This window comes from Mesorhizobium sp. M0910 (genome assembly GCF_040319465.1).
In the GTDB taxonomy this organism is placed as follows: Bacteria; Pseudomonadota; Alphaproteobacteria; order Rhizobiales; family Rhizobiaceae; genus Mesorhizobium.
The window spans coordinates 1-26,347 of sequence record NZ_JAMYNZ010000022.1; the positions used below are offsets into that span (position 1 = coordinate 1).

A 26,347-nucleotide genomic window follows, 5' to 3' on the forward strand; every position below is an offset into this window, starting at 1 on the left:
GCCGGCTCGCAGATTGAGCTTCTTGCCACCAACCCGTCAGGCACATCGGCAATCAACCTCACCGGCAATGAGTTCGCCCAGAGCATCGGGGGCAACGCCGGCGCCAATGTCATTAATGGCGGCGGTGGCGCTGATACGATGGTCGGCTATGGCGGCAACGATACCTACTATGTGGACAATGCCGGCGACAGAGTTTACGAGGCGGTCGGCGGCGGTACCGACAGGGTGTTCGCTGCTGTGAGCCATGCGCTTTCGGCCAGTTCACAGATCGAGCTTCTCGCCACCACCAGCCCATCCGGTACGTCAGCAATCAACCTGACAGGCAACACCTTTGCCCAGACCATCCAAGGCAACGCCGGCGCGAACATCATCAATGGTGGCGGCGGTGCCGACGTCTTGACCGGTAACGGAGGCAATGATGCCTTCATGTTCAACAGCGCTCTTGGAGCCGGCAATGTCGACAGGATCACCGACTTCAACAAGCTTCAGGACAAGATCCAGCTCGACGACGCGGTTTTTGCCGGGCTTAAGCTGGGAGGCCTTTCATCCGATGCTTTCTTTGCGGGTGCGGCCGCACATGATAGCTCCGATCATATCATCTACAACAACTCAACCGGAGCACTCTCTTTCGACAGCGACGGGATCGGTGGCGCAGCTCAAATACAGTTCGCCACGCTCTCTCCAGGTCTGTCGCTTGCAGCAGGTTCGTTTCTTGTGATCTGAACGACCCGGAACGGCGGACCTTCTGCTCGAGCCGGTCCGCCGCTCCGTCTTTGTTCAAGCACCGGATTTTTCCAAAGCGGGTGCCCATTCGGGCTTATACTCAACCTTCGTCACCAGCGGGTTCGCTAGCAGGGTATCATTGAAGGGTGGCTTGAATCTGCCCGCCACCGAGTTTACTCGGCGCGGTTCGCGGCCCGCTTCCGTGTCTTGAACGGACTTAGTGCATCTCAGTGAAAGAGAAGCTCATCGCACCCTGCATGACGACGAAGCAAAACGGCTTCGCGAGTAATCCGGTGTGCACTTTCTCGTTTCTTTACTCTTATTCGATTCTTGTCGGCAACGCACGGTCAGATCCCATCTGAGCCCGGTATCGAGTATCAGATCCCTGGGCCGCTATCAGATCCGCTGCGCAATAGCGGCCATGGCTTCACAAACCGCCCCTTCGCAGATCACGATCGATAAATCGGGACTGCCAATTACTTGAGCGCGAGAGCAGGAACCAGGCACCGCGAACCCGGCAGTCATTCCGCAGTTGTCGCTCGCTTGTAAACGTGGGCCGAACCGCTTTGATGTCGCTTAAGTCTTCGTCATGGGCGAGTGCGGTAGGCGCTCCAACTGGGAACCGCCCCTATTCTCACCTTGAGCGGCTTCCTACATTGACTGATCTCGATCACGGAGATCTGCCGCCCGCTGAGCGCGCAGATGCCTACGAATTGTCCACAACTAATTGCTTGCGGCAGTGAGACCGCGGAGCGGCTTGGCTCTTGTGGTTAACGTCTGTCTGATTTTCATCTCGTAAGGTAAATTGATAAATCAAAAACAAACAAGAATGTAATTTCCCGTAATTTAAACGTCATAAGCTGCAAAGCCACAGCTATTTCAAAATAAAGTCGCGATTCCGCCGGGATTGTGACCTGAGAAAATCGATAAGTTTCTTGTGTACAGCCCGCTTTTATCAAAAAAAGCCACAATTAATGCAGCATTCCTACAAACGCTCAATGATTTTATCAACTAGTGTCTTTATGTGATTTGGCGCTAATATACACCCTCTAGTAGGTAGGCCTCGGGCGCTATCGAACGAGAAAAAGGATTACTGGATGGCAACTCTGCACTACACCTCGGGTGGTTCCGCCACCGAAATCGCAAACGCTGGCTTCAATCTGGCCGATGTTCAATATGCTAGCCAGGTCGACGCATTGCCGGATGGCATGAAGGGCCTAGTGTATCTGAATGAGCACGAGGGCGTAACCTCATCCTTCATCGAGAAAATGACCCCCTTCCTCGGCAATCCGAATGTGTTTGGGTTCTATCTTGTTGACGAGCCCGATCCCACCGGCAGGTGGGGCACCTACGCAACCGCTGAGAACCTGAAGGCGGAATCCGACTGGATCCATGAGCATTTTCCAGGCGCCAAGACCTTCATCACCATGATGAACATGGGGTCCCCGACCAATCCGGATTTTACGAACACCTACAATCCGGCCAACACGCATATCGACTATTTCGGAATAGACCCCTATCCGGTGCGCACGGGAACGGACACGGTCGATTACGACATGATCGATCGAGCCGTGGCTGCAGCGGTGAAGTCGGGCATCCCGGCTAACAACATCGTTCCGGTCTACCAGGCCTTTGGCGGCGGTAACTGGGAGACTTCCGATGGCGGAAGACATGTCATGCCCACCCCCGAACAGATGCAAACCATGATCGATCATTGGGCCGCATTGGTTCCGACGCCCGGCTTCGACTACACCTACAAATGGGGAACGCAGAACGGCGACACCGCGCTTGAAAGCTCCTCCGAATTGCAAGCCGTTTTCCGGGAGCACAACCTCGCTACCACCGGGGCCGAACCTTCCGACACCAGCGACGGCAGCGCTGCCGCGACACCCCCTTCCGATGCCGCCGCCAGCGATAGCAGTTCGACTGTGACTGCCCCATCCCATGACGCCACCGGCGACAACACTTCGACTGCGACTGCCCCTTCCCATGACGCCACCGCCAGCGATAGCAGTTCGACTGCGACTGCCTCTTCCCATGACGCCACCGGCGATAGCAGTTCGACTGTAACTGCCGCTTCCGACGCCGCCACCGGCGATATCAGTTCGACTGCCACGGCCCCTTCCGACGCCACCGCCAGCGATAGCAGTTCGACTGCGACTGCCCCTTCCCATGACGCCACCGGCGATGGCAGTTCGACCGTAACTGCCGCTTCCGACGACGCCGGCAATACCAGTTCGACTGCCGCGGCCTCTTCCGAAGCCGCGACGGGCGATAGCAGTTCCACTGCAACTGTGCCTTCCACTGCCACCGCTGCCGATAATAGCTCTACTGTGGCCGCCTCCGACTCCAAGACCAGCCATGGCACTTCTACTGCGACTGCTACCGCCATCGCCCCTTCCGACGCCAGCACTAGCGATAGTAATTCTGCTGGAGCTGCGACTTCCCACCGCACGGCCAGTCACGGAAAAGCCACCAGTGATGCCTCCCATGCAAGTGCAAGCACCGACAAAATGGCGGGCCATAGCGGCAACGACACCTCCCATGTCGACACTGGCGGCAACAAGATGGAGGATTTGGGCAGCGGCGTTGACCGGGTGCTGGCTGTGTTGAGCCATGCTCTTTCTGCCGGCTCGGAGTTTCTCGCCCCCAACAATCACTCCGACAGAACCGCAACCAACCTGACCGGCCATGGGTTCGCCCAGACCGTCCAGAGCGGTGAAAATGTCGGGGCCCAGGCAAAGAACGGCGCCGCCGCCGAGATCATGTCGGGTCACGGAGGCAACGATGCCTTCGACTTCAGCAAGCTTCAGGACAAGCTCCACCTCGATCAAGCCGCTCTTACCGAGCTTAAGTCGAGCGGGCTTTCATTGCATGCGTCTCCTGCTGGTACGGCCACGGATGATGGTTCCCACCACATCATCTTTGACAGCTCAACCGGGTCGCTCTCTCTCGACAGCGACGCGGTCGGCGGCTCAGCTCAAGCGCAGCTCGCCACCCATCTCCCGTTGCAGCATCACTCTTTGATCTGAAAACCGGAGCGGCGGACCTTCAACTCGAGCGTGTCCGCCGCTCCGTCCTTGTTCAATTGCGCCACGGAAGCTTGATCAAGGAAGATACGATATCGGCTGACATCAGACAGATCGGAGTTGGCCGGCATATCGCCAATGCGAATTTCGGCGCCGCCACACCCTAAGCAGTCTCGGCAATTTTCAGCACGGCGTCGATCTCGGCCATCACCGCTGCCGGCAGCGGCCCTTTTTCCAGCGCACCGAGATTGTCCTCGACCTGCTCGGGCCGCGTGAAGCCGGGAACCGGCAGCGCGATTGCCGACTTGGCGAGGATCCAGCCGAGCGCGCCCTGCGCAAGCGTGCGTCCGCCCGACGTGAGCAGGTCGCGGATTGCCGAGAGCCTTGACAGATAGTGCGGGTTGGCGGCGCCATCCCTGAAAAATACCATCCATTCGGCATTGCCGCCGCGCACATCGTTGGTGGGCAGCCGCATGGCCGGCGTGTATTTGCCGGTGAGCAACCCCATTGCCAGCGGCAGCCGGCTGAACGAGACGAGGTTCTCGCGCGCCGCAACGGCCATCAGCCCGTTCGCCGGGGTAAACACATTGAAGTCGTTCTCTACGGCGACGAAGCCCTCGCGCGGCGCGTAGGCGGCAAGCCGTTCGCGGTGATCGGTGCTCCAGCCGAAGCCGCCGATCTTGCCCTCCTGGCGCAACAGGCCGAGCGTATCGAACACCTCGCCGGCGCGCTCGATCGGATACTCATTGATATGTAGCAGCGCGACGTCGATACAATCGCGCTGCAGGCGCTGCCGCGAATTGTCGATCGATGTCCGGATCGCTGCGGCAGAGGCATCCTCGGGAGCAATCTTGCGCGTTTCGGGATCGCCGAAATAGCCGACCTTGGTGACGATGACGGCTTCGTCCTTACCCTTCAACGCTCGCCCGAGGATCAGTTCGGCATTGCCGGCGCCATAGGCGGCCGCCGTGTCGAACACCCGCGCGCCGATCTCATAGGCCATCGCCAGCGCGGCTTGCGACCTGATGTCATCGACCTCGCCATAGGTTGTCGCCGTGTCACGCCAACGCGCGGGGCCACCCGCCGCCCAGGTGCCGATGCCAATGCCCGGTACCGAGCGGCCATCCCAAAGCTCAATCATCTGCATGCCCGGTTCCTCAACGACGCACGCTGGCGTGACGGGCATGCTCGCGGATCTCTTCGCGAGAAATGCCAGCATCCGCAAGTGTGCTGTCTGGGGCCCGCCTCAAGCTCGCAAGCGTCTGGCGATAGGCAAGCCAGCGGGTGAAACGGTGTCGAAGTTCATCCAACATGATCGTCTCCTTTGGCGTGGAGAATGCCCGCGCGCTTGGGTTGGTCGAAAGCGCAAAGCATCGGCGCGAAGCGCATGCGCGATCGAAAAGATTGCGGTGGCTTCTTAGCCAGCCGAGGCGCTTGTCACTGTCCCGCCAAGCAAGATTGTCCAACGCGCCCAACGCCTGCATACTTGCGCATGATGCCCGCTTCGCGCTACAGCCACGGTCGCAAGGAGTTTTTCATTTCTGCAAAATGGATATCGGCTGGGACGATCTGAGGTTGTTTCTCGACGTTGCGCGGCTGGGTGGCTTGAGCGCAGCGACGGGAACCACGCGCCTCAGCGCAGCCACCCTTGGACGACGCGTCACCGCGCTGGAAAAGCAGATCGGCGAACCTCTGTTCGTGCGCCAGCAGACCGGCTACCGGCTGACCCCGGTCGGCGAAGAACTGCTGCGGCGCGCCGAAGACGTCGAGGCAGCAATGCAGTCGCTGACCCGCTGGCGCGAGGGAAACCTGCCCGACCGCATTGTCCGCGTCTCGGCCGGGCCATGGACCTCGGCTTTCATTTCCGCCCATATCGGCGAGATCTGGACGGTCGACGACGGCATAAGGGTGGAGCTTGTCACCACGACCGAGCGGGTCGACATCGGCCGCCGTGCCGCCGACATCGGCATCCGCAGCGAGCGTCCGACCGAGCAGTGGCTGGCCGGCCGTCAGAGCGGCAAAGTCGCTCACGCCATTTATTCCGGACGTCACCTGATCAACGGCATCGCCGCTGGATTGTTCGTCGGCGTCACCGGCGAAGGCGCAAACGTTGCATCGGCGCGCTGGCTGCAAGCCCATCACGGCGACCGCATCGCCGTACGCGGCAACAACACCCATGCGGTGCGTGAACTGGTGGCCGCCGGCGCCGGCCTTTCGGTCTTTCCGTGCTTCGTCGCTGACAGCGATCCGCGGCTGGTTCGCGTCGCTCAGCCTATCCCCGAGCTCGAAACCGACCAATGGATCGTCACCCATCACGAGGAACGTCACTCGCCGCCGGTACGAAAAGTCGCCGAGCGGATTGCCGCCTTGATGCGGGCGCACCAGCCGCTGTTTCGCGGCGAGACGCCGATCCGGTAAGCCTCAGGCGTCGATCGGCCGCCAGTGGATCAAGAATCAGATATTTTGTGGGCCGGACGATGTGCCGCCGCCGTTGAGGACGGCGGAGTGAGGCGCGCTGCTCGTCGAGATCCTTGCCTTGGGCGAAGAGAGCGGTACCAATCAGTACCGGGCCGCCTATCCGGTCACTCGTCCTCCTGCCGGCTCATAGCCGTATGCTTCGCCCTTACGCACCACGCGACCGATGCCCGGCCAGCCAAGGTGCGCGCCGGCGATCCACGTCCCCGCCTTGGCCGCGTCACTGAAAACATTTAGGCGGGTTGCGCGCGCCGTCGGCTGATCGTCGTCATAGCCCCAACTGAACGCGGGATTGCCGAACTGCAAGGCCGGCACATGAACGACGTCCCCGAAGAATAGGAAACGGTCCTCGTCCGTGTCGAACGCGTAGCCGGTATGACCGGGAGCATGACCCGGCAGGGCGACCGCCCTCAATCGCTCACCCACCAGGTCGCCATTCTGGACAGGCTTCAGCAGGGGCCGGAACTGCGCAAGGTGCGCGTAAGCGAAAAAGCTCCCAACAGCCGCCTCGGGAATTACGATCGCCGTCAAGTTTGGAAAGAGCACTCGGCCGTCGGGGGTCAAAAGTCCGTGCACATGATCCTCAGCAGTTCGCCTTCACGTATTCTTCCTGAAGTTTGAATCGAAGCAGTATATGATTTCGGAAGCAGCTCTGCATTTCCACAAACGACCCAAACCCGAGACGCGATGCAAGTCGGGACACGGTCGCGGGAGATACATGGCATCGGCGCGCGATTGCGGCGGCATTTTCGAAAGCCACGTAATCCGGCTCCGCAAATATCACCCGGGCGACAGCCTCCGACTTCTCCGGAAGTGTCAGTTCCCTTTTGGCAATCAGCGCTTTGAGCTCGTCAAGCGATGGCGCTCGGCGGTTGTCAACTGATACGCGCTGTCGACCGCATGTCCGTGAGGGATAAGATGAGCCCACAGACATAGTTCTCAACCTTTAACTATCTTCATGAAGATATCGAACTCGGCATCCACAATCGGAACCGTGTGCTCGTAACCGGGATATCTGCCTGAATCGACGTCTGCCTTGTAGTCCTTAAAGGCAGCGACGCGCTCGTCCTGAATCTTCTCCAGCTCAGGGCCAAGGTTTCGATAAACTTTTCCGTGTCGCGGCTGATGGTTCTTGCCGTAACCGCAAACGTCTTCTGTGAAGAGGTACTGCGCATCGGCATATTTGCCAGCGCCCATGCCTAGCATGACAAGCGAGGAGTTTTCGGTGAGGAATTTCGCGACGCGATCTGGGACGACTTCCAGCTCCGCGCCGAAGACTCCTATTTGCTCCAGCTTTTGGGTGTGCCGCCAAATGCGCACTGCTTCGTCCGCGGTCTTGCCGACTGCGCGCCAACCCGTCCAGGTGATATAAGACGGCACTAGGCCGATATGGCCAACGACAGGAATGTAGTTGTCGCATAACGTCTTCTGGATGTCGTATGACGCCGCACAATAAAAGGCGTCGCCGCCTGTGCCGGCAAAGTGGAACGCTGCACGCAGATAGTCCTCCGCTGTTGCGAGCGGGCGGCCCGCGAAACTCCCATAGCTGCCATATGGCAAACCGACTTGTACGAAACAATCGCCGGCTGCTTGGCGCATTTCCGGATCGAAATATCGACCTTCGATGGAGAGCATATGGATGCCGGCAGCGGCTGCGGCAGCCGCCTCATCCGGCGTGCTGACGAAGAGCATGGAGATTTTCTGTCCGCTCTTCTTCATCTTGCGGATGTCCTCGACATGAGGACGGTTGTGATACATGCCCATAATCAGCCTCCGCAGGGGATCAGGCCGTCAAACAGCGCCTTGGCGATGAATGGCCAATTCATTTCGGGGCGCCAAGTAATCGGGCGGTCGCGCCAGAGCATCTCGGCGCAGGCTGCAAGCTGGAACGGCTGGTCCATATGGCTCAGATCTCGATCATGACGCGGCCATTTTCGACCTTCGTCTTGTACGTCTTGAGATTCTCGCAAGCGGGCGGGGTCTCTACGTCGCCGGTCGTGAAGTCGAAGACGGATGCGTGTTTAGGGCACTCCACTGTATTCCCCATGACGAGGCCGTCAGCGAGATGAATACTCTCGTGCGTGCAAAGCCCGTCGGTGCAGAAATATTCGTCCCCGTCATTTCGAAAGATCGCAAAGGTGCGACCGCCATGATCGAAGCGCCTGGCTTCCTCGGCTTCGATGTCGGCGGCACAGGCGTCGATCCAAGGCATGGAATCTTCCTTCAGATGGCTTGCGGTTTGTAATCGGCGGGGGCGGACGGCATGACCCCCTGCAGCAGCGCCACGGACTTTTCGAGTCCCTCCAGAGAGTTCAGGAGGACGTCTTCATGCTCGATGGAAAGCCAGCCGTCATAGCCGGCCATCTTGAGGCGATAGCAGAATTGCCGCCACCACTCCTCCCCGTGGCCGAAGCCAAGCGTGATGTAGCTCCATGACCGGGCCGGAAGATCCATCAGGCTGCCATTCTCGAGCAGAGATGTCGTCGCCTGCACCGGTGCGTTGAGCATCGTGTCCTTGGCATGAACGTGATAAACGGCCTCGCCGAGCGCCTGGGCGGCCACAAGCGGATCGGCACCCATCCAGAACAGGTGGGAAGGGTCCAGATTGGTGCCGATGATCGGTCCGACCGCCTGCCGTAGTTTCAAAAGCGAGGGTACGTTGTAGACGCACTGGTTGCCATGGAGCTCCAGCGCAATGCGCTCGACGCCGTTCGCGTTCGCAAGCGCGACGATCTCGGTCCAGAACGGGATCAATTTCTCTTCCCACTGGTATTTCAGGATGGTCTGCGTTTCCGGAGGCCAGGACGAGACGATCCAGTTAGGTATCGTGTCGGTAGCATTGCCGGCCGGGAGCCCGCTCATGGTGCAGACGGTACGGATGCCAAGTTCGCCAGCGACACGGATTGTGTCTCTCAGCCCTTCGCCCTGGGCCGGGTCGGTTGGGTGGAGCGGATTGCCATTTGCGTTGAGGCAGATGATCTCAAGCCCACGCTCCTCGAATGCTCCAACGAAACGTTTCTGGCCTTCTTTGTTGCCCAGCATGGACGAAAGCCGAAAATGCGGTGCCGTGGACCAGCCACAGGTGTTTACCTCGACGCCGGAGACACCCATGCGCTTCGCATGATCCAGCATCGTTTCGAAGGGCAGGTTGCTGAGGCTGTCTGAAACGAAACCCAGCTTCACGCGTAAAACTCCGGCTTTGCGATCATTTGAACAGGTACGCGGCGGCCCTCATGCAGCGCCTTCACGCCCGCCTCGGCAACGATGGCGGCGCAATAACCGTCCCAGCAATTCGCTGCGGTTGCGGGGAACTCACCAGTCATGACGAAGCGTAGGAAGTCGCGGTTCTGCCGACGGTAGGCATCGGCATAGCGGGTCCGCCAGTCGGAGTCGTAGCTCGTGCTCTGTGTAAGCGCAGAATCGATGCGAGTGTAGGCGACGTTGTTCATCGCAACGGTGCCCCGCTCGCCGATCAGCTCGGCACGGACATCGTAACCATAGGCGGCATTGTTGTTGATCTCGATGTTGACGAGTTGGCCATCGACCGTCTCCAGCACCATGAAGACAGGCGCGACCCGGGCATCTGAGCGCTTCGGCTGGAAGGCCGAAATCGACGCATATTCCGTCGAGAGCACATAGCGCACGACATCGAACTCGTGTGGAGCCGAATTGGTGATAGCCATTGCGCCGGTGAAATCTGCAGCCGGCGTTTCGACATTCCGGTGAAAATTGTGCATCATCAGGGGCCGGCCAAGGCGGCCGTCTGCGAGCGCCCGCTTAATCTCTTCGTAGGAGCGATCGTAGCGCCGCATGAAACCAAGCTGGACGAATTTCGCGCCCGACTTCTGTTCTGCCTCCATCACCGCGATACAGTTAGCGGACGCTTGGGAGAGGGGCTTTTCGCACAACACACGCTTGCCGGCGGCAATACAAGCTTTCGACAGCGGCGCATGCGTGGCATCGGGACTCGCCACGATGATTGCGTCCACGTCCTTCCGCGCGGCAACGCCTTCTGGATCGGTGGAGACGTCGAGCGCACCAAAGGTGTCGGCAACAGTGCGGGCACGCGCCTCATCCATGTCGCACACCAGCTGAAGGCTTGCTCCGGGAAGGTCTTCCGCCACTATCCTGGCGTGGTCGGCGCCCATGACACCGGCACCGATCACCGCAATCCGTATTGTCATATTTCTTCTGCTTTGTTCGACGTGAAGAGGCTGGTGGCGCCAAGGGTCATCAGGGCCGGTCGAAGGCAGAGGTTTCCCGAGGAAAACGATCGGGCCGCCCGCCCATCCAGCTCGAGAGGCGGCGCATTTTCATTGTGATCATGCATGCAATTCATGTTCGATTTCCGCCTCGAGGTCAGCCATGGTTTCACCGCCGGCCATCAGATCGGTGATCTCCTCGCGGGTTTTCTCGCGCTTCCGGAAATCGGCGGCGATCGCACCGCGAATGAGGACGGCGAAATGGTCTCCCACCGCCATCGCGTGCATCACCTGGTGGGTGATGAAGACGACCGCGAGACCGCGCCGCTTGGCTTCATTGACGATGCGCAGCACGTGAGCTGCCTGCTTGACGCCGAGCGCTGCTGTCGGCTCATCGAGGATCAGAACGCGAGCGCCGAAATGCACGGCGCGGGCAATGGCCAAAGACTGGCGTTCCCCGCCTGACAGGCCACCAACAAGCCGGTCACCGTCGTCGATACGCGTGATGCCGAAATCCCGCACCGCTTTCACCGCGATCTCGTTGGCGCGCTTGCGGTCGTAGATCTTGAACGGACCCCAACCCTTTGTCGGCTCCAACCCAACGAAGAAGGAGCGGCCGATGCTCATTAAGGGGAACGTTCCGCCGAACTGGTGCACGGTGGCAATGCCCCGCTCCTGCGCAGCGCTCGGACGGTCGAAGCTGACCGCCTTTCCGTCCATCAGTATCTCGCCGCTGGTCGGCTTGTGGACGCCTGCCAACACCTTGATGAGAGTGGACTTTCCTGCGCCGTTGTCGCCGAGGAGACACAAGACCTCACCCCGGCGAATTTGCAGCGAGATGTTATGCAACACGTCGATCGGGCCGAAAGACTTGTTGACATTTTTCAGTTCGAGAATGGCAGGTTTTTCGCTCATAATTATCGCATCTTTCGTTCTTCCAAGCAGTCGCTGATCGCAACTGCAGCCGCATCGCTCAGTGCTGTATGGGTGCCCTCGGCACGCTTTGTTTTGAACCTCGCCGGTAAGACAGAGCCAGTTCCCGGAATGCCTGATTCATCAGCACCGCCGTCAAAAGCATCACGCCGATGATCAGGTTCGACCAGTTCCGGTCGATCTGGGTGAAGTAGATGCCCTGGCTGACAATGGCGAACGTGATGGTACCGACGAAGATGCCGATGACCGAGCCGAACCCTCCCGTGAGCAGCACGCCGCCGACCACCACGGACACGATCGCGTTGAAGATGAAGTTCATTCCGCCGGAAACCTGGGCCGAGTTGAACAGGATCGCCTGGCACATGCCAACGAATGTGGCGCTGACGGCGGACAGCACGAACAGTGCGATGGTCATGCGGCTTGTCGGAATGCCTGCATTGCGGGCGCTGACGCGATCGCCGCCCATTGCAAACAGCCAGTTGCCAAAGCGGGTCTTGTGCAGCACGAAGCCAATGATGACAGCGAACACCACCCACCAGACGATGATGACCTGGTGGCTTCCACCGATAAGCTGTCCGAACAGGAATTTGGCCCATTCGGGCGCGGTGACGGCAACGCTAGCGTTGCCAGTTAGCAACACGGACCCACTGAGCACCAAGCCCTGCATCGCAACCAGGGTGGCGAGCGTAATGATCAACGAAGGCACCGAGGTGCGGATCGTCAGCAAACCATTGACAAGGCCGACCGCCACACCGACCGCCAGGGCGCCGGCCATGCCCACCGCGATGGGCAGGTCATAGTAGCCGCTAAGGATGGCGGTGGTCATAGAGCCCGCGGGAATCAATGCGCCGATGGAGATGTCGAGTTCACCCGAGATCATCAGCAGACCGACCGGAATGGCGACAATGCCGAGATTGGCGGCGAAGTTCACCCAACTCGCCGCCCCAAGGAGTGTGCCCAGGTCCACGCCACCGAAAAATACGAAGAACAGCACCACCCCGATCAGGCTGAGGATCGAGCCTGCTTCCGGGCGGCGCAACAAGGATTTGATTGCCTCAGTCATGGCGGTCCCTCAAGCCTTCTTCGATGAGTAGCTGAGCGCCAGCTGCCGAAAGGTGTCGTTGGTGAGTACGGCGATCAGGAGAAGCGCGCCGATGATGACGCTTCCCATGTTGGGATCGATACTCGTGAAGTAGATGCCCTGGTTTACGATAGAGAAGGTGATCGTGCCGAACACGATACCTACGACAGAGCCAAATCCGCCGGTAAGCAGAACGCCTCCGATGACTACGCACATGATCGAATTGAAGATGAAGGACTGCCCAGCCAGAACCTGAGCGCTCTGGTAGACCATCACCTGGCTGACTCCGACGAACGCGGCGGAAAACCCCGAAAGCATGAATAGACCGATGGTAAGCCGCTTGGTGGGGATGCCCGCGTTGCGCGCGCTCTCCTTGTCGCCCCCGAGTGCATAGATCCAGTTGCCCACGGGCGAGATGTGGAGGAGCCAGAGAAGGGCGGCGATGTAGACGAGCCACCAGATAATCGTCACTTGGAACATGCCCCCGAGATATTGGCCGAGAAGCATCTTCGTGAGTTCGTCGGGTACCAGCGAGACACCGGTGCTGCCGGCGATCATCACAGTAAGGCCCAGCGTCAGGCCCATTGTGCCGAACATCGTTCCTATTGTGATTATCAGGGACGGGATCGCGGTTCGCGTGACGAACACGCCGTTGATTAAGCCGATGGCGAGACCGAGCCCAAGGGCGGCCGTGATGCCGAGCCAATCAGGCAGGCCATAGTAGCCGGATATGATCGCGGCCGTTAGAGAGGCCGCGGGAATCACGGCGCCGACCGAAATGTCCAGCTCACCAGCGATCATCAGCAGCCCTATCGGCAGAGCGATGATGCCGATCTCGGAGGCGATGCTCAGCCAACTGGCCGTACCGGCTGCTGACAAAAAGCCACTGCCTCCGAATATGGCGAAGAACAAAAAGACTGCGACCATGCCCAGGAACGAGCCCGTCTCGGGCCGCCGTGCCAGACGACCTGGGGCCAGTCCAGAACGGCCGCGATTTGCCATCGGCGTTGGGGTGGATGTCACGGGATGTGCCGTCATGGGTAATCCGCGAGTTATCGAGCGCCAAAAATTGCGGTCGCTATGGAAGTAGAATGCACTGGCCGCCCGCCTCACACGGCGGGCGGCCGTAAGGACACCTAGCGCGCGCCGGCCTTCACGCCCGCAATGGTCAGCTCGACAGTGTTCTTGTCGATGATACCAGGACCGGTGAGGATCTCGCGCGTCGGCACAGTCAGCCCGTAGTTTACCTTGCCATTCAAGATTGAGACGGCGAGATAGCCTTGCCAGTAGCCCTGCTGGTCGATCGCGCAGGCCTGTTTTCCATCCTTGATGTTGTTCAGGATGGTCTCGTCAAAGTTGATGCCGCAGAGTTGAACCTGCCCGGCCTTGCCGGCCTGGGTAATACCGTTCATGGCCGAATTGGCGTCGACATTGCCGATGGTGAACACCGCGGTCACGGCTTGATGCTGCAGCAGATAGGCCTTCACCGCCTGCGCCACTGCTGTTGCCGAGCCGAAGGAGGTAGCTGGCAACGGCAACACATCGGCCTCGCCGCCGCCATTCTTCATCCCTTCCCTAAAGCCACCACAGTAGGCCTCGATATTGGCCGCACCCGGCAGTGTGTTGATGCAGACGCCTTTCTTGTTGCCGGCCTTAGCGAGATACTCGCCGCCGGCGACGCCACCTTTGTAATCGTCCGAGCCGACATAGTTCATAGCGCCGAGGCGATCAGCCGCCTGCAAACCGCCGGCATTGTAGATAACAAGCGGAATGCCAGCGTCCACAACCGCCTTGAACGCCGGATCCATGGCTTCCGGCACCCAGTCCGGACCGACAATGGCGTCGGCCTTCTGGTCGATGGCTTGGCGGATCAGTTCGGCCGCGTCCACACCCAGATTGTCGTAGTTCTGCGGCCCGAGCCAGGTGACTTTACCACCTTGAGCTTCGACCACCTTACCGGCGTCTTCGGCACCACGCTTGACGATTGACCAGAATGGATCGTCCGGCTTGCCGCCGATAACGAAGATGTCGGCGGCGAGCGTGCTGCTGGTGCTGTACGCAGCCAGCACTGCTGTGGACACAAGTATCTTGAAAAGCTTCATAGTCTTCCTCCCGGTTTACCCGCCCCGCGGGTTTGAAAAAAACATGGCTGATCCGCCCCCTCCTCTGGGCACACGAAACAGCGGCGGTTGATTACTCTGCCGGCATGTCAGAGGCCCTGCCGTCGGAGGCTTCCTGCTTGGCGCGGAGCTTTTCCTTCTTCTTGCGGAAGCGCGCCTTCATAGCCTGGTCAGCTTCTTTGCTACCGTCGTGCCAAGTGCCGAAAAGCTTATCGAGAGGGACCAGACCGTCACCGCCGTAGTTCACCTCGAAATACTTGTGGTGCAGGTAGTGGACGTAGGAATGGCTATCGAGCTTGACCTTGTCGGTGAGTTCGAAGGTTTCAAACCCAAGATGGCCATTCACCGCGCCGAAGCCGGCCCCATGCAGCGTGAAGTACGCGCAGACCGGGTTGGATGGGATCAGCAGGTGCAGCCAGGCCTCGGCATGGTAGAGGAACCCCTCGACCGGATGCATGGACAGCGACGACCACGGACTGGGGTTGATCGAGTTGTGGTGAACCGAATGAACCCATTTGTAGAGGGGCGGCCAGTGGATCGCGCGGTGCAGGAAGAAGAAGTACACTTCGTGCACAGCCGGAGCGATGATGACGAGGAACGACAGGTACAGCCAATGCGTCGTCCACGGCAGCCAGACGGCCCAGCTGTTCGCGTATGCCCATAGCATCACGATTTCGACCACGGTCCACAGCGGTATGGTGATGAAAAACGACCGGCTGAAATTGTCGATATTCTGGCTCTGAAACCAGAAGACGTCGGACGGCGCGTCGGAGGGGAATTTCGGATTATACTTGAAGCGCGTCTCTTGCTTGCGCTGGATGTAATAGCGCAGCTCAAAGAATCCGTAGAAGAGAAAAATGCCCCCCGCGTTCAGCCCGTAAAGCCAAAGGTAGTTGAGCAGCGAAAAGCTTGCCAGGCTGTCCCAGCTCGGGATGAGCAAGTTGACCCAGATGATTGCCGTGGCCATGTGGAACGCGTTCCAAGGCCAAAGAAACTCGGGAATCCAGGCTAGTACCTTTTTGGCGTTGAACGGGCGATGCCAGATCGGCACCGGCTCGGCGCGGCGGTGCGGGACCCAGTTTCCGCGTTTGTCGCGCATTCCATACTGAAGGTCATCCATCTTAACAGCCTCCCGACCGACCATCCAATCGGCCTTGAACCAGTTCGGGCTCTAGTGCGGAGGCGATTCATATCGGAGGCTTGATATCATCGGAATACAAAAATAGTATGGAGATCGCATTCGTATCATTTAGTGGCAATCATGATGATACAGCATTGGGAGGATTAATGAGGCGGCCTACGATTCGCGACCTCGCTCAAGCCGCCGGCGTATCCGTAGCGACCGTGAACAGAATCCTCAGCGGCACTGTCTCGGTTCGCCCAAAGACTGTTCAACGCGTACAAAGAGCAGCCGAAGAAATCGGCTTCTATGGGATCGGAGCGATCGACGACCGTGCCAAGAAAATATCGCCGCATCATCGATTGGGTTTCCTGTTGCAGCAATCGACCCGTGAACTCTACCAACTGTTCGGGAAGAAAATCATCGCAGCCTGTCGCGATCGTCGCGATGAGGTGGTCGAGGCCATCGTCGAGTTTGTGGATCTACTGACGCCGGAGACTATCTCTAGCCGCCTTATCGCGCTCGGCAACACCTGCGACGCAGTCGCGGTGATCGCACCAGATCACCCTATCATAGGACAGGCCATCCGTTCACTGAAGGAAATTGGGAAGCCCGTTGTTGCTTACATTACCGACCAATCCGCGCCGGAAAGAGCGGCCTACGTGGGCACAGACAACTGGAAGCTGGGGCGTACGGCGGCATTCTTGATTGCGCAAACCACCCAAGGTCCGGGTCGCATTGCGGTTTTCATAGGAAATCACCGATATCAATGCCAAGACGTTTCAGATGCCAGCTTCCGTTCGTATTTGCGCGAACACGCTCCGCGGCTCACAGTGGAAGAAAGTCGCCCTACTCATGAGGAATCGAGCGAGGCTTACCGTATGGTGGCCGAACTCCTGAAGACGACTGATGATCTCGTAGGAATTCTGATCGTGGGCGGCGGAATAACTGGAGTGCTCCGTGCGCTTCGAGAGATCCCTGCCGAAAGGCGGGCGGGCATCAAGCTGGTTTGCCGTGACATTGGCCCCGATACGCGAAAAGGCTTGTCCGAGGGAATGATCACTGCAGCTCTTTGTCATCCACTCGAGGCGACCTCGGCTCTCCTTGTGCAGACGATGATTGACGTGATTGGACCGCAAGCACCGGTCGCGACCCTTCAGCGGTCTATACCTTTTGAAATAGTCACGCCGGAAAACATCTGACGCTTTTATCTCGGCGATGATTCAAGCGGTGCTTTGCGGATCGGGCTAGTCCGGCCAAGGCTGCCGATCGCTGGTTCCGAACCTCGTCGAGACTGCATGAACAATTTAAAGGCACCATTCATTATTGGTAGGACGGTCACTGTCGCGCACTGTTGGAGGACGTCCTCGAACTATTGATTTTATTGGCTTTTTCGTGGGCCTAAATCAGAGAGTTTCCCGTATTGTCTCGTATCGTTCCGCCCCCACCGGACGCTTTGAAATTGGCCACACCAAATGCCTGCTTCGCATCATCCACGAAGAGCTGCGCGCCATCTCCGGCGCCGAGCAATCCCGGCTGCAGCGCTTTGAACAACCAACGCTGTGGCCATCGATACAGCCCTTTGCGTGAGCCCTTCAGGAGTTGGCCAACCGCCAGCCGTCGGTGGTTCCTGGCCGACCTCAATGAATTGTACTCCTTTCGTATAAATCAGAAATCTTCGCGCATCGTTCCGTATGGTTCCGCGACCCCGGCGCCACTATTCCGCAGGTGCCGTCTGGCTTGGTTTCCCGAAAATACGCTTTTAGGAAAGTCCTGGAGCCGGATGACCGATCTTGCGACGCAGTTCCGAACCGATCCCTCGATGACGGGCTACCGGACATGGCCCGTCAAAGGTCTGTCGCTTACCAAGGAGCATCGGGACGGCAGCGACCGGTCTTGACCGGTCGGCGAGGATGACGAGCGTCCTTGTCGGCGAAAGATCCGCCCGCCTTTTCACGCCCTTAGCCACGTGATTGGATACGACGTATCTGTATATCAATTTCGTTGCTAGGGTCCTTCATGAACGAGCAAGATCGACGTTTTACGCGCGAGCGCATGACAATCCTCGGCGATGTCAAAGCGGCATCCTTTCTTCCATGGATCGAGCGTCATGCCGCCAAGCTCGGCCTCGCGCCGGCAATATTCGTTGCCGGTGCCGACCGGATCGAACTCGACGTTGCCGGTCCCGCGGAACTGGTCGATATGATGGAGATGGGGTGCTCTCTTGGACCAATCGATGTCTGGGTCGAGGCCATTCGTCGGACGCCGATAGAGAACGAATCAGGCTAGGTTGGGACCAGGGCCTCTGCCTCTTTTTTGGGCATTGTTGCCAGTGCGAAAATATTGTGCAAACGTGATCGGGCTGATCGTCATGTCTTGACCGCGAATCTGCATTTGGGAAGATGGGTCGATGTCTTTCGAAGGTTGATGCATGCTGCCCTATCCGTCCGGCCCATGGATGCCAGTTGCCCTCTCCGCGGACTTGCCAGCGGGAACCGTAATGCCGGCGCAAACCCCGGTCGGACCGATTGCCCTTTGGCGAAGCCGGTCCGGCCGCGCGGCGGCCTTCGCGGACAGATGCCCTCATCGCGGCATGCGCCTTTCCCGTGGTTTCGTGCGCGGTGAGGCCCTGTCCTGCATCTATCACGGTTGGAGCTATGCCCAAGCCGGAAACTGCTTGCGCATTCCGGCCCATCCGGGCCTGACGCCGCCGGAAACGATTGGTGTCGCAACACAGCCCGTCGAGGACAGCGGCGGAATCATATGGATTTCCGTAGGCGAACCCACCGCTCGGCCGCCGCGGTTCGACGGCCTGGCCCCTCTTCGCTCCATGATAGTAGAGGCGGGCATTGCCGCGCTGGAGGCGGCCGCCGGTACGAAGGCCGACGGAGGCCTGCTCGACTACGCGCAAAATGCCCAGACCCTACGGCTGCTGCTCACCCCCCAGGGGAAAGCGCGGACGCTGATGCATGTTCTGGTCGACGAAGGCACTGGTCCGGCCAAGCGTATCGCTGCGTCGAGGGCAGCCGAGACGCTACGGCGGACGGCCGAGGATATTCTGCGCAGTGGCGTCGCCCAATGACCCGCAACGCGATGATCGACCAATGGTATCCGGTCGGCCTTGCCGGCCGGCTTGACACGCATGAGCGCCAGACGGCGCTCATGGGCGAGCCGATCGGGGTGAGGCTCGGCGCAGACGGAAACGCGAAGGTTACGGGCAGCAACGGACGTGCCCTGCCGGTCTGCATCCGCTACGGCCATGTCTGGTCGTCGCTCGGCGACCCGCAAAAGGCGCTCTTTGCCATCCCCGAGGCTGATCAGCCCGGCCGCCGGCTCGTCGATGTCGGGGTTGTGCGCGTGCGCTGCTCGCCGCTGCGCGCGGTGGAGAACTTCCTGGACATTGCGCATTTCCCCTTCGTGCATACGGACATATTGGGGGCCGAACCGCACACGGAAGTCCCGAACTACAAGGTCGAGATACGGGAGGACGAAGACGAGGTTTGGGCGACCCAGGTGAAGTTCTACCAGCCGCAGGCCGCCAAGTCGGCGGAAGGCGGCATAACCACCGAATACATGTATCGCGTGCCTGCGCCGACCTGCTCGATCCTCTACAAGACCTGCCCGCCGCGCCCGGGTGAATGGGACGTCATCACGCTTTTCGTGCAGCCGCTTGCCGAAGACCTGTGCGACGTCTGGCCGTGGATGGCGTTGTTCGACGACGAAACATCGATGGCAGACCTGATCCATTTCCAGCAGACGATCTTCCTTCAGGACCGGTCGATTCTCGAAAACCAGATCCCGAGGCTGCTGCCGCTCGATCCGGGCATGGAGATCCCCACAAGGGCGGACCTGACATCGGTTGCCTACCGGCGCTGGCTGAAACGCCACGGCTACACCTACGGCGCGCAACTGGTGGCGCAATGAAGCTCTACGACTACGTGCTGTCCCCGAGTTGCTACAAGGCGCGCCTGATGGCGGCGCTGACCGGGGTGAAGCTTGACATCCGCCCCGTCGATTTCCATCCCGGCGCCGAGCATCGCGGTCCCGAACTCATGGCGCTCAATCCGGCGGGTTCGATCCCGATCCTGGAGGATGGCGACCTCGTCCTGACCGAATCCTCGGCCATGCTGGTCTATCTTGCCGCGAAGGCCGCACCGCAATGGCTGGGCAACGATACTGCTCTGCAGGCGGCACGCGTCCAGCAATGGCTTTCCTTCTCGCATCGGCTGACCGGCAGCCTGGGGGCGGCGCGCTTGCACGAGATGCTGCTGCGTCCGGGCGATATCGCCACCCTTCATGGGCAGGGGATAGCGGCCCTGCGGGAGCTGGAAGCCGGCCTCGTCGAACAGCATATCCGCGGCCAGCGCTTCCTCGCGTCGGACAGGCCGACGATCGCGGACGTCGCCTGCTTTCCTTATGTGGCGCTGGCGCCGGACGGCGGCGTTTCGCTCGACCCCTATCCCGCGATCCGGCTCTGGTCGCGGGCGATCCGCAGTCTCGAGGGCTTCATCGAGATGCCCGGTATCCACCGGCTGCACGAACTGAAGCCCGAGCCCGTCCTCGAAGCCGGCGAGGCGTGACTTGGCGGGCCACTTGCTGAAGAACTGCGCAGCGGTCATCGTGGACGAGGGCAACGGTCCGGACATCCGGCGCAATGTCGATGTCTTGACCGACGGCCCGGCGATACGGGCCATCGGCGAAGGCCTCGACAAGGGAGAGTTGCCCGTCGGGACCGTCACGCAGGACGCCGCCGGCTGGTTCGTCTATCCCGGCCTCGTCAACACCCATCATCACTTCTTTCAATGCTTCGTGCGCAACCGCGCCGATCTGGACTGGACGAAGTTGTCGGTCATCGAATGGCTCGACCGCATCTATCCCATTTTCTCGCGGCTGACCGAGGAATGCTTCTACCACGCTTCGGTCACGGCGATGGCCGAGCTGATAAAGCACGGTTGCACGACCGCATTCGACCATCAGTATTGCTTTCCGTGGAAGGCCGGCAAGCGGCTGGTCGACCGGCAGTTCGAAGCAGCCGAACTCCTCGGTATGCGCTTCCATGCCGGACGCGGCGGCAACACGCTACCGAAATCGAAAGGCTCGACCATCCCCGATGCCATGCTGGAGACGACGGACGAGTTCATCGCCGATTGCGCCCGGCTGATCGACGCCTATCATGATGCCGGTCCTTTCAGCATGCGCCAGGTGGCCGTCGCGCCCTGCCAGCCAGTCAACTGCTATCGCGAGACCTTCGTGGAATCGGTGGCGCTAGCGCGTGATCGCGGGGTGCGTATGCATACCCATGTCGGCGAGGGCGAAAGCCCGGTCATCGAGGACCGTCACGGCATGCGGACGGTGGATTACTGCGCGGAGATCGGCTTCTGCGGGCCGGATGCCTTCTATGCCCATTGCTGGGAGCTAACCCACGACGAGCTGCGCAAGATGGCCTCAAGCGGCACCGGCGTTTCGCATTGCCCTGAGCCGGTCTATCTCGTCGGCGCCGAAATCACCGATATCCCGGCGATGTCGGCCTTCGGCCTCAGCATAGGACTAGGTTGCGACGGTGCAGCCTCGAACGACAATTCCAACCTGATGCACTGCATCCATTCCGCCTACATGCTGCAATGTCTGTCGGCATCGACACGCGACCATCCCGTTCCGCCGCCGGCCGATTTTCTCGGTTATGCGACGACCGGGGGCGCGGCGCTGCTCGGGCGCGGCGACATCGGCAGGCTGACGCCTGGCATGGCTGCCGACCTTTTCGCCATCGACACGCGGCGCATGGACTATGTCGGCACGCGGCACGATCCGCTGAGCCTGCTTGCCAAGGTGGGCATCGGGATGCCGACCGACATGACCATGATCAACGGCCGCATCGTCTGGGCCAAGGGCGAGTTCCCGGGGCTCGACGAGGCGCAGCTGTTCGCTGAAGCCGAGGCGGCGCTCGCGACCGTGGAATTCTAGAAACCGAAAACAAGGGGAACCTACATGCTGACAAATCTTACCCGCAGAACATTGATGAAGGGCGCGGCCGCCTCCGGCCTCGTCGCAGCGGTGGGTGGCCGCGCGCTTGCTGCCGACGAACCTCTGGGCATCGTGCTCGTGGTCCCGTCGCCGGTCGGCGATGTCGGCTGGGGCCGTGCGCTCGCCGACGGGCTCGAGCCGGTGAAGGCAGCCTACGGCGACAAGGTGAAGGTCACCATCATCGAGAATATACAGGAAGGACCGGATGCCGACCGCATCATGAACAAGGTGGTCGCCGACGGGAACAAGTTCCTGATCGCCGGCTCCTTCGGCTACCAGAACGGTGCCCTGCAGATCGCGCGCCGTAACCCCGACGTCACCGTGCTGCATGCTTCCGGTTTCCAGGTAGCGCCGAACTTCTCGCCCTTCGCGGCCCAATATTTCCAGGGTACCTACCTGATGGGCATGGCGGCCGCCGCGCTGTCAAAGACCGGCAAGCTCGGCTCGGTCTCCGCCTTCGCCATTCCCGAACTGATCACCTCCATCAATGCCTTCACGCTGGGCGCGCAAGCAGTGAAACCCGATGTCGAGGTTTCGGTCGTATGGGTGAACTCCTGGTTCGATCCGGCCAAGGAGCAGGAAGCCGCCAAGGCGCTGCTGGCGCAGAAATGCGACGTAATCTTCTCCAACGCGCAGGACACGCCCTCCGTCGTGTCGGCCTGCGAGGAGGCCGGCGTCCCTGCCTTCAACCTCAATTCGTCGATGAAGAAATATGCGCCTAAAGCCTATCTAGGCTGCGTGGCGACCGATTGGTCACCCTTCTTCAAAGCCTCGGTCGACGCCCACCTCGCCGGTAAGTTCAAGGGCGTCAACGCTTTCCTAGGTGTCGGCGACAAGGTTGTAGAGGTCGTTGACTGGAACCCGGGTATCCCGGCCGACATGATGAACAGGATCAAAGAGGTTGAAGCCAAGATCGCCGGCGGCAGCTTCTCGCCCTTTGCCGGTCCGTTCGCCAAGGCCGACGGCAGCGAGGGAGTCCCCGCCGGCAAAACGATGACCGATGCCGAGATCGTCGCAATGGACTGGCACGTCAAGGGTGTCACCACGCCGCTGCCCAAGTAACCATGACCACCCCGCTCCTGTCGCTGCGCGGCATCTCCAAGAGCTACGGCCAAATCCATGCCAATAGAGACATCGATCTGGATGTGGCTCCGTGCTCGATCCATGCGATCCTCGGGGAAAACGGAGCGGGCAAGTCGACGCTGATGAAGCTGATCTATGGCGTCGAGCAGCCGGACGCCGGAATGGCGACCTGGAAAGGGGAACCCCTGGCCCTCGCTTCCCCGGCGGATGCGAGGCGCAAGGGGATCGGCATGGTCTTCCAGCATTTCTCCTTGTTCGAGACGCTGACGGTGGTGGAGAACATCCGGCTGGTCGTGCCCAGGGGCAAATCGGATCTTGCGGATCGCATCCGCATGCTCGGCCGCGAGTTCGGACTCGAAGTCGATCCGCTCGCTCATGTGCACGCGCTCTCTGTCGGAGAGCGGCAGCGGGTGGAAATCATCCGCTGCCTGATGACCGAACCCCAACTCCTGATCCTCGATGAACCGACCTCCGTCCTGCCCCCGCAATCGGTGGACAAGCTATTCGAGACATTACGGCGGCTGCGCGACCGCGGCGTCTCCATCCTGTTCATCTCGCACAAGCTGGAGGAGATCCGCGCGGTCTGCGACCGCGCGACCATCCTGCGCGGCGGGCGCATCACCGGCCGCGTGGACCCGCGCGACCACGACGCGCACGACCTTGCCCGGATGATGATCGGCCGCGACATGCCGCAGCCCATGCCGGCGCTTGCGCATTCCGGCGGCGAAAAGCGCCTCGAAATCGTCGGCCTCGACCATCGGCCGGACGATCCCTTCGCGGTGGCGCTTTCCGACGTCAGCCTGACGGTCCGGGCCGGCGAGATCCTCGGGATCGCGGGCATATCGGGCAACGGGCAGAGTGAACTCGCAGCGTTGATTTCAGGCGAAACGGTGCTGCCGCGCGAACAGTCCGACCGTATCTATATGATGGGAAAGGATGTCGGCGCGCTCGACGCGGCCGCCCGCCGCCGACTGGGCTTCGCCTTCGTTCCCGAGGAACGGCTTGGCCGCGGCGCGGTGCCGGAAATGTCGCTCGTCCTCAACAGCCTTCTGACCGCCCATCCGTTCGGCCTGTTGAAACGCGGCCTCGTCGACACGAACCAGGTGAAGGCTTTCACCGAGGACTGCATCCGGCAATACGACGTGCGCACGCCCGGTTCGGAAGCGGAGGCCGGCGCGCTTTCGGGCGGCAATCTGCAAAAGTTCATCGTCGGTCGAGAGATCATGCTGTCCCCGCAATTGCTGTTCGTGGCGCAACCCACCTGGGGCGTCGACATCGGCGCCGCGTCCGCCATCCGCCGGCGCCTCATTGCCCTGCGCAACGAAGGCATGGGTATCCTCGTCATCTCAGAGGAACTGGAGGAGCTGTTCGAACTCTGCGATTCGATCCAGGTGATCCATCAAGGCCGGCTGAGCCCGCCGCTGGTGACGCGCGACACGAGACCCGAGGAGATCGGCCGCTACATGATCGGCGCGCATTCGACGGCTAAAAAGGTCCCTGCATGAGCGCTCTGTCCGCGCCGCTCCTTCCCGTTCTGGTTCGCCGGGAGCATGCCTCGCTTCCCGTCAAACTGATCGCCCCGCCCGTCGCGCTCGCCTTGGCGACGCTTCTCAATCTCGGGCTCTACCTCCTTATGGGCCGCGATCCGGTAGCCGTTTTCCACGCGATGCTTCTGGAGCCCTTCCTGTCTTGGACCTCTTTCTCGGAAGTCCTGCTTAAGACCGCGCCGCTACTGCTGATCGCGCAGGGGCTCGCGATCGGCTTTCGCGCAAAGGTCTTCAACATCGGCGCCGAGGGCCAGTTCATCCTCGGCGCGATTTTCGCATCGGCCATTCCCATCTGGTTCCCAGAGGCAACGGGCCAATGGATCTGGCCCTCCATGCTTGTCATCGGTGCGCTGGGCGGCGCTCTGTGGGCGTCGCTCACGGCCTTCTGGCGCGTGAAGCTCAATGCAAACGAGATTCTGGTATCGCTCATGCTGGCGCTCGTTGCCGCGCAACTGCTCAACTACCTGCTTCTCGGCCCCTGGAAGGACCCAAACGGCTTCAACTTCCCGCAGTCGGTGATGTTCCAGTCCGACGCGATGGTGCCGATCCTGATCCCCGGCACCCGCGTCAACGTCTCGCTGCTTATCGCCTGCGCGTTCTCCCTTGCGGCCTGGATCTTCATGCAGAGGAGTTTCGCCGGCTTCAAGCTGCAGGTCGGCGGCCTCGCGCCACGCGCGGCCGGATACGCCGGCTTCAACGAAGGACGGGCGATCTGGCTTTCCCTGCTCATCGGCGGTTTCGCGGCAGGCCTCGCCGGAGCGGCCGAGGTGGCCGGGCCGCTCGGCCAGCTGCAGCGCTCCATCTCGACCGGCTACGGCTATGCCGCCATCATCGTGGCCTATCTCGGTGGCCTTCACCCGGTCGGCATCACCTTTTCCGCGTTGCTCATGGCGGCCCTCTATATCGGCGGCGATAACGCCATGGTCTCGGCAAATCTGCCGGTCGCTGCGGTCAGGGTTTTCCAGGGCAGCCTGCTGCTCGCATATCTCGTCGCCATTGCCTTCGTCCGCTACCGGCTCGAATGGCGCCATGCCGCCCACGGAAGCACGTCATGAACGCCGTCGAGTTCATCATCGCCGAGATGTTGGCGGCGGCTACGCCGTTTCTCCTGGCGGCGCTCGGCGAACTGGTGGCCGAGCGGGCCGGCGTCCTCAATCTCGGGGTGGAGGGACTGATGGCCCTCGGCGCCGTCATCGCCTTCATTATCGTCTATCAAGGCGGCGGGCATCTCCTCGGTTTCCTCGCCGCGGGCCTCGCCAGCGCGGCTCTTTCCCTGGTCTTTGCCGTCATCGCGCTGGGATTTCGCGCAAACCAGGTTGCGGTAGGCCTTGCCATAGGCATCCTCGGCCAAGGCCTCTCGGCGCTGTTCGGCAAGAGCTATGAGAGCCTCACGGTTAAGGGGCTTCCGAAGCTTTCATTGCCCGGGCTTTCGGATATCCCGGTGATCGGCGGCTTGTTCGCCCAAGACGTTGTCGTGTGGCTTTCGCTTGCCGCGACCGTCGCCATCTGGGCGATGTTCGCCTACACCAAAACAGGCCTCGTCGTCCGCGCCGTCGGCGAGAACCCCAAGGCGGCCCGTGCGCTCGGCTATCCGGTGATCGCCGTGCGGTTCGCCGCGGTCGCCTTCGGCGGCGCGTTGGCAGGTTTCGCCGGTGCCTACGCATCCGTGGTCTACACTCCGCTCTGGGCCGATGGCATGATCGCAGGGCGCGGCTGGATTGCGATTGCGCTCGTCGTCTTCGGCACTTGGCTTGCCAGCCGTATCTTCCTCGGTGCGTGCCTCTTCGGCGCCGTGTCCCTCGCAAGCCTCGCGGCCCAGGCGACAGGGCTGGACGTTTCCTCGCAACTTCTATCGAGCTTGCCTTATCTCGTGACCGTGATCGTGCTCGGCATCATCTCTTCGAACCGCCGTCTGCTCAAGCTCAACGGCGTGGCTTCGCTGGGAGAACCTTTCGAACGATAGTGTCGCTTGGTACGGCCCATCAAGGATCCCGTGAAGAATGGTGGATTGCG

At 60.7% G+C, this 26,347-nt stretch carries 25 protein-coding genes and 1 pseudogene; 13 read left to right on the forward strand and 13 right to left on the reverse strand.

The genetic code is table 11. The features are described from left to right. Both NKH78_RS30315 and NKH78_RS30320 read left to right on the forward strand, forming a co-directional pair. Nucleotides 1–723, forward strand: a pseudogene (locus NKH78_RS30315) (calcium-binding protein); the annotation flags it as partial. 1,097 nt (nucleotides 724–1,820) lie between these two features. Next, the gene (locus NKH78_RS30320; protein ID WP_352884953.1) at nucleotides 1,821–3,755 is read left to right on the forward strand and encodes a calcium-binding protein; all 1,935 of its coding nucleotides are present in this window, start codon (nucleotides 1,821–1,823) and stop codon (nucleotides 3,753–3,755) included. A 160-nt stretch (nucleotides 3,756–3,915) separates the two neighbouring features. Here the strand turns inward: NKH78_RS30320 and NKH78_RS30325 are convergent, their stop codons facing one another. Next, nucleotides 3,916–4,899: an aldo/keto reductase gene (locus NKH78_RS30325; protein WP_352509032.1), complete on the reverse strand. Its 984-nt coding sequence runs from the start codon at nucleotides 4,897–4,899 to the stop codon at nucleotides 3,916–3,918. Nucleotides 4,900–4,909: 10 nt separating this feature from the next. Then, nucleotides 4,910–5,065, reverse strand: coding sequence for a YjiS-like domain-containing protein (locus NKH78_RS30330; protein WP_352740934.1), 156 nt, complete (start codon nucleotides 5,063–5,065; stop codon nucleotides 4,910–4,912). Nucleotides 5,066–5,300: 235 nt separating this feature from the next. Between NKH78_RS30330 and NKH78_RS30335 the strand changes: the two genes are divergently transcribed. Beyond that, nucleotides 5,301–6,170, forward strand: coding sequence for a LysR family transcriptional regulator (locus tag NKH78_RS30335; RefSeq protein WP_352884955.1), 870 nt, complete (start codon nucleotides 5,301–5,303; stop codon nucleotides 6,168–6,170). A 156-nt stretch (nucleotides 6,171–6,326) separates the two neighbouring features. On the opposite strand, the gene NKH78_RS30340 is transcribed toward NKH78_RS30335, so the two are convergent. From NKH78_RS30340 to NKH78_RS30390, 11 genes are all read right to left on the reverse strand, one after another. Further along, nucleotides 6,327–6,803, reverse strand: a complete 477-nt coding sequence (locus NKH78_RS30340) for an MBL fold metallo-hydrolase (RefSeq protein WP_352823976.1) — start codon at nucleotides 6,801–6,803, stop codon at nucleotides 6,327–6,329. A gap of 7 nt (nucleotides 6,804–6,810) precedes the next feature. Continuing rightward, a complete protein-coding gene (locus tag NKH78_RS30345) occupies nucleotides 6,811–7,161 on the reverse strand; it encodes a MurR/RpiR family transcriptional regulator (protein WP_352704708.1) in 351 nt (116 codons plus the stop codon). Between the two features lie 5 nt (nucleotides 7,162–7,166). Next, complete coding sequence (locus NKH78_RS30350) at nucleotides 7,167–7,991, reverse strand: 3-methyl-2-oxobutanoate hydroxymethyltransferase (protein ID WP_352704706.1); 825 nt, start codon at nucleotides 7,989–7,991, stop codon at nucleotides 7,167–7,169. A gap of 142 nt (nucleotides 7,992–8,133) precedes the next feature. Next, nucleotides 8,134–8,439, reverse strand: a complete 306-nt coding sequence (locus NKH78_RS30355) for a MocE family 2Fe-2S type ferredoxin (protein ID WP_352704704.1) — start codon at nucleotides 8,437–8,439, stop codon at nucleotides 8,134–8,136. Nucleotides 8,440–8,450: 11 nt separating this feature from the next. Beyond that, complete coding sequence (locus NKH78_RS30360; protein WP_352704702.1) at nucleotides 8,451–9,410, reverse strand: sugar phosphate isomerase/epimerase family protein; 960 nt, start codon at nucleotides 9,408–9,410, stop codon at nucleotides 8,451–8,453. Continuing rightward, nucleotides 9,407–10,411, reverse strand: a complete 1,005-nt coding sequence (locus NKH78_RS30365; protein WP_352740930.1) for a Gfo/Idh/MocA family oxidoreductase — start codon at nucleotides 10,409–10,411, stop codon at nucleotides 9,407–9,409. The genes NKH78_RS30360 and NKH78_RS30365 overlap by 4 nt, the downstream gene beginning before the upstream one ends. 138 nt (nucleotides 10,412–10,549) lie before the next feature. Next, nucleotides 10,550–11,344 (reverse strand): ATP-binding cassette domain-containing protein, encoded by a 795-nt coding sequence (locus tag NKH78_RS30370; protein WP_287219718.1) that lies wholly within the window; start codon nucleotides 11,342–11,344, stop codon nucleotides 10,550–10,552. Nucleotides 11,345–11,402: 58 nt separating this feature from the next. Then, the gene (locus NKH78_RS30375) at nucleotides 11,403–12,425 is read right to left on the reverse strand and encodes an ABC transporter permease (protein ID WP_352704698.1); all 1,023 of its coding nucleotides are present in this window, start codon (nucleotides 12,423–12,425) and stop codon (nucleotides 11,403–11,405) included. A gap of 9 nt (nucleotides 12,426–12,434) precedes the next feature. Continuing rightward, on the reverse strand, nucleotides 12,435–13,445 hold the full coding sequence (locus tag NKH78_RS30380; protein ID WP_352884965.1) for an ABC transporter permease: 1,011 nt from the start codon (nucleotides 13,443–13,445) through the stop codon (nucleotides 12,435–12,437). A gap of 134 nt (nucleotides 13,446–13,579) precedes the next feature. Further along, on the reverse strand, nucleotides 13,580–14,545 hold the full coding sequence (locus tag NKH78_RS30385; protein ID WP_352509023.1) for a sugar ABC transporter substrate-binding protein: 966 nt from the start codon (nucleotides 14,543–14,545) through the stop codon (nucleotides 13,580–13,582). A 91-nt stretch (nucleotides 14,546–14,636) separates the two neighbouring features. Continuing rightward, on the reverse strand, nucleotides 14,637–15,683 hold the full coding sequence (locus NKH78_RS30390; protein WP_352740937.1) for a sterol desaturase family protein: 1,047 nt from the start codon (nucleotides 15,681–15,683) through the stop codon (nucleotides 14,637–14,639). A 167-nt stretch (nucleotides 15,684–15,850) separates the two neighbouring features. Here NKH78_RS30390 and NKH78_RS30395 point away from each other — a divergent pair, with 167 nt between their 5' ends. The 10 genes from NKH78_RS30395 to NKH78_RS30440 all read left to right on the forward strand — a co-directional run bounded on the left by NKH78_RS30395 (nucleotide 15,851) and on the right by NKH78_RS30440 (nucleotide 26,297). Further along, complete coding sequence (locus NKH78_RS30395; protein ID WP_352704847.1) at nucleotides 15,851–16,885, forward strand: LacI family DNA-binding transcriptional regulator; 1,035 nt, start codon at nucleotides 15,851–15,853, stop codon at nucleotides 16,883–16,885. 817 nt (nucleotides 16,886–17,702) lie between these two features. Continuing rightward, nucleotides 17,703–17,972 (forward strand): acylphosphatase, encoded by a 270-nt coding sequence (locus NKH78_RS30400; RefSeq protein ID WP_254819364.1) that lies wholly within the window; start codon nucleotides 17,703–17,705, stop codon nucleotides 17,970–17,972. 142 nt (nucleotides 17,973–18,114) lie between these two features. Further along, nucleotides 18,115–18,765 (forward strand): aromatic ring-hydroxylating oxygenase subunit alpha, encoded by a 651-nt coding sequence (locus NKH78_RS30405; RefSeq protein WP_352704696.1) that lies wholly within the window; start codon nucleotides 18,115–18,117, stop codon nucleotides 18,763–18,765. After that, nucleotides 18,762–19,607: an aromatic ring-hydroxylating dioxygenase subunit alpha gene (locus tag NKH78_RS30410; RefSeq protein WP_352704694.1), complete on the forward strand. Its 846-nt coding sequence runs from the start codon at nucleotides 18,762–18,764 to the stop codon at nucleotides 19,605–19,607. Before NKH78_RS30405 ends, NKH78_RS30410 begins: the two co-directional genes overlap by 4 nt. Further along, complete coding sequence (locus NKH78_RS30415) at nucleotides 19,604–20,263, forward strand: glutathione S-transferase family protein (protein ID WP_254819361.1); 660 nt, start codon at nucleotides 19,604–19,606, stop codon at nucleotides 20,261–20,263. The genes NKH78_RS30410 and NKH78_RS30415 overlap by 4 nt, the downstream gene beginning before the upstream one ends. Before the next feature lies 1 nt (nucleotide 20,264). Next, nucleotides 20,265–21,644 carry an amidohydrolase gene (locus tag NKH78_RS30420; RefSeq protein ID WP_352704690.1) on the forward strand — a complete coding sequence of 460 codons (1,380 nt, stop codon included), beginning with the start codon at nucleotides 20,265–20,267 and terminating at the stop codon, nucleotides 21,642–21,644. A 27-nt stretch (nucleotides 21,645–21,671) separates the two neighbouring features. Further along, nucleotides 21,672–22,766, forward strand: coding sequence for a BMP family ABC transporter substrate-binding protein (locus NKH78_RS30425; RefSeq protein ID WP_352704845.1), 1,095 nt, complete (start codon nucleotides 21,672–21,674; stop codon nucleotides 22,764–22,766). A 2-nt stretch (nucleotides 22,767–22,768) separates the two neighbouring features. Then, the gene (locus NKH78_RS30430) at nucleotides 22,769–24,292 is read left to right on the forward strand and encodes an ABC transporter ATP-binding protein (protein ID WP_352779192.1); all 1,524 of its coding nucleotides are present in this window, start codon (nucleotides 22,769–22,771) and stop codon (nucleotides 24,290–24,292) included. Continuing rightward, a complete protein-coding gene (locus NKH78_RS30435) occupies nucleotides 24,289–25,389 on the forward strand; it encodes an ABC transporter permease (RefSeq protein ID WP_352691291.1) in 1,101 nt (366 codons plus the stop codon). Before NKH78_RS30430 ends, NKH78_RS30435 begins: the two co-directional genes overlap by 4 nt. Continuing rightward, entirely contained in the window at nucleotides 25,386–26,297 is a 912-nt protein-coding gene (locus tag NKH78_RS30440) for an ABC transporter permease (protein WP_352740977.1), read from the forward strand. The genes NKH78_RS30435 and NKH78_RS30440 overlap by 4 nt, the downstream gene beginning before the upstream one ends. Nucleotides 26,298–26,347: the final 50 nt, after the last annotated feature.